General features: G+C 32.7%; 2 protein-coding genes. Both read right to left on the bottom strand.

Translation table 11 applies throughout. The annotated features are described in order from the left end of the window. Nucleotides 1-207: 207 nt before the first annotated feature. Nucleotides 208-1,293, bottom strand: coding sequence for a glycosyltransferase family 4 protein (locus G634_RS0114740; protein ID WP_026505905.1), 1,086 nt, complete (start codon nt 1,291-1,293; stop codon nt 208-210). A gap of 98 nt (nt 1,294-1,391) precedes the next feature. Then, nucleotides 1,392-2,459 carry an acyltransferase family protein gene (locus G634_RS20555; RefSeq protein WP_081676664.1) on the bottom strand — a complete coding sequence of 356 codons (1,068 nt, stop codon included), beginning with the start codon at nt 2,457-2,459 and terminating at the stop codon, nt 1,392-1,394. Nucleotides 2,460-2,747: the final 288 nt, after the last annotated feature.

Consider the following 2,747-nt stretch of genomic DNA (forward strand, 5'->3'; position numbering starts at 1 on the left):
AGCATCTAAGAACCAACGTTTATAAACAGTTCTGCTCATGAAATATTACAAGCCATCAAAACTCAGCTATCAAATATAATAGACAAAAATCTATACTTTATTATTTAAAAAATGTTTTGTCCTTTTTATAGGTTCAACGCACCTTTATTATTATAACGTATATGTCAACTATTTCCACCTGTTTTGGAAATGGAACAAGGAATAAATCTAACAATTGTTAGAATCATTAATTACTTTGACATATATCTTTTCCAGTTTTTCCACATGGATATCGAAACTGAACTTTTCATTAACTATTTTGATACAGTTTTCTGAAGTTTGCTTGAAAAATTCATAATCTGTCAGATAGGAAATAATAGCTCTGGCAAACTGATCAGTATTCTTCAGTTCGCATAATGTTCCGTTTGTCTTATCTTCAACAAGCTGTGGGATTCCTCCTATATTAGTTGCAACGCAGGGAAGCGCATATCCAAAAGCATCCAGTATAGACATAGGCATTGCCTCCATATGTGATGGCAGAAAAAATAGCATACTGTCTTTAAGAAGGCTATCTTTCTTATCATCTGTCACCCATCCCGGAAAAACAACATTATGTTGAACAATCTCCTCTGAAAGAGAATTTGTCACAAGGCTTGTATCTCCAACTCCTCCGAATATAAATTTAGCTTTTGGAACTTTTTCAACTACTTTTTGGATTATGAAAGGCGCTTCTTCCATTCCTTTACCTTTGGTTATAACCCCAAGGAAAAGAATCTTTTTTGCCTCAAATCTCTTTTTCATTACCTTTTCATCCAGCATAGAAGCTTGTGGTTTACTATAATTTGACACAACCTCAATTCTATCTATAGGAAATGTTCTAGACAAAACCTTTTTCCAATGCTCCGTTAATACAATCATTCTGGAACATTTTCCATACCATTTTCTAACAAGCTTTTTCTTAAAATCCGATGCATTTTCATAAAAAACATCAAAAGCTGAACCATGAATATGGTTTATAACAGGAATTTTCCTATTGCAGCTCATGAGGATAAACGGAATCTCTCTATAGAAGCTCGGACCAAAGGAAGTATGAATATGAACGGCATCTATGTTTTTCTTCCTTAAAAGTTTGTGAAAGGAAACATATGCCTTTAGTGCTTTTTTTAGCTTTGCAGTCTTTGAACCATCACAATAGGATTCTATATAGAAAATATTAAATTTTTTTTCAAGACTACTGCCATAATACCCATTGGTAACAGCTGCAATTCCTCCATGTACATCTCTTTGCTGTACAATCATGCATATGTTCTTCATAAATTAAAATATCCTTCTTTTTATTCTTATATCTTCACACTTTATAATACCGTTTAAGGCTAAATTATCCTTATTCTCTTCGACAATTTTGTTACCATTTAATTTTTCTTTTCATGTGCCATCTGGTATTTAATACTACAAAAATCAATAATCCTAGAAATAACTATATGCGCAATTATGGATATTATACCAGATACCATCAGAAATCCAAAAAGCGATAATAGAGGGTCCAATCTCTGTATCAATTCTTTGTGAATAAAGTAGTTTAATACAATCCAATGGTATAGAAACAACTCATAAGTAAAATCAAATCGTACACGAAATCTCCCAAAACTGTATGATAATGCAATTACAATAACACTTAGAAGCGTGCTGGTTATTATTCCAGTATAGTAACCAAAGTCAGAAATACTAGTAAATACTATGCTTCCCCAACCCAAAAGGCTGATGGCAGAAATTGTTCTTGCATGTTCAGAAACAAAAGAAAAATTCTTATACATTACCATTCCTATATAAAACCAGACAAAATAAGGAAAAAATGTTCTACTAAGATATTTATCAGCAATAGGAAATCTTAATACTATAATCTTGGAAATAATATTTAACGCTACTGAAGCTAAAAAAATCAATGCAGCTTTTGCGTTGGAAATCTTTTTCAAATATTTCCACACAAAGGCACATAGAAAATACAACTGGATTTGAACAAAAATAGTCCAAAGTGCTCCATTTATACTTCCCGTTGCAAATCCTGACAAAAAACCAGGAGTAAATGCCACTCCAAAAATCTGCATTATAATCCACGGTAGTAAGTTCCAGAAAGAAACACCAGCAACAACAATTATGAAACAAGCATTTATAATCGTACACAAATAAAGCGGTGGCAAAATCCTGACCGCTCTATTGAAAAAAAACGCTTTGAAAGAGAGCCTTGAACATGTTCTTGATGTTAAGAAACCACTTATAGCAAAAAAAATCACCACCCCTGGAATGTGCTCAGTCACAACTCTTATTGATTGCATTAAAGAACTATCAATGTGAAAAACATTCACACAATAGCCTGTATAGTGAAGCAGCATTACAAAAAAGGCAGCGAGAATTCTCATAATATCAAGTGAATTATCGGTTATATTTGTATTCTTTTCAGATTTAATCATCATTGTTTTCATAATATTCAAACAGCAAACTAGAGTAAAAAATTATTTAATAGCCAGTTTGATTGGTTTTTTTGAACGCAGTGACAAAAAACTACGCAAACTGGCCATTTGAAAAGGGTTCGCCTTTGACCAGTTTGCCACTTGACTTTTGTTCTCACGAAACTCGCCGTAAATGCGAGTTTCTGAATGTAAGTGACAAGAAGTAATACTTTATTGTTTTAAATACTTAGTAGATTAGTTTTACTGGCTTGTAATATTTCATGAGCAGAACTGTTTATAAACGTTGGTACTTATGCGCTG

It is taken from the genome of Butyrivibrio sp. NC3005, assembly GCF_000424545.1.
GTDB lineage: Bacteria > Bacillota > Clostridia > Lachnospirales > Lachnospiraceae > Butyrivibrio.

What these genes read in the sequence shown, in the direction of transcription:
- G634_RS20555 (WP_081676664.1), bottom strand. Translation starts at nt 2,459, where the DNA reads ATGAAAACAATGATGATTAAATCTGAAAAGAATACAAATATAACCGAT.
- G634_RS0114740 (WP_026505905.1), bottom strand. Translation starts at nt 1,293, where the DNA reads ATGAAGAACATATGCATGATTGTACAGCAAAGAGATGTACATGGAGGA.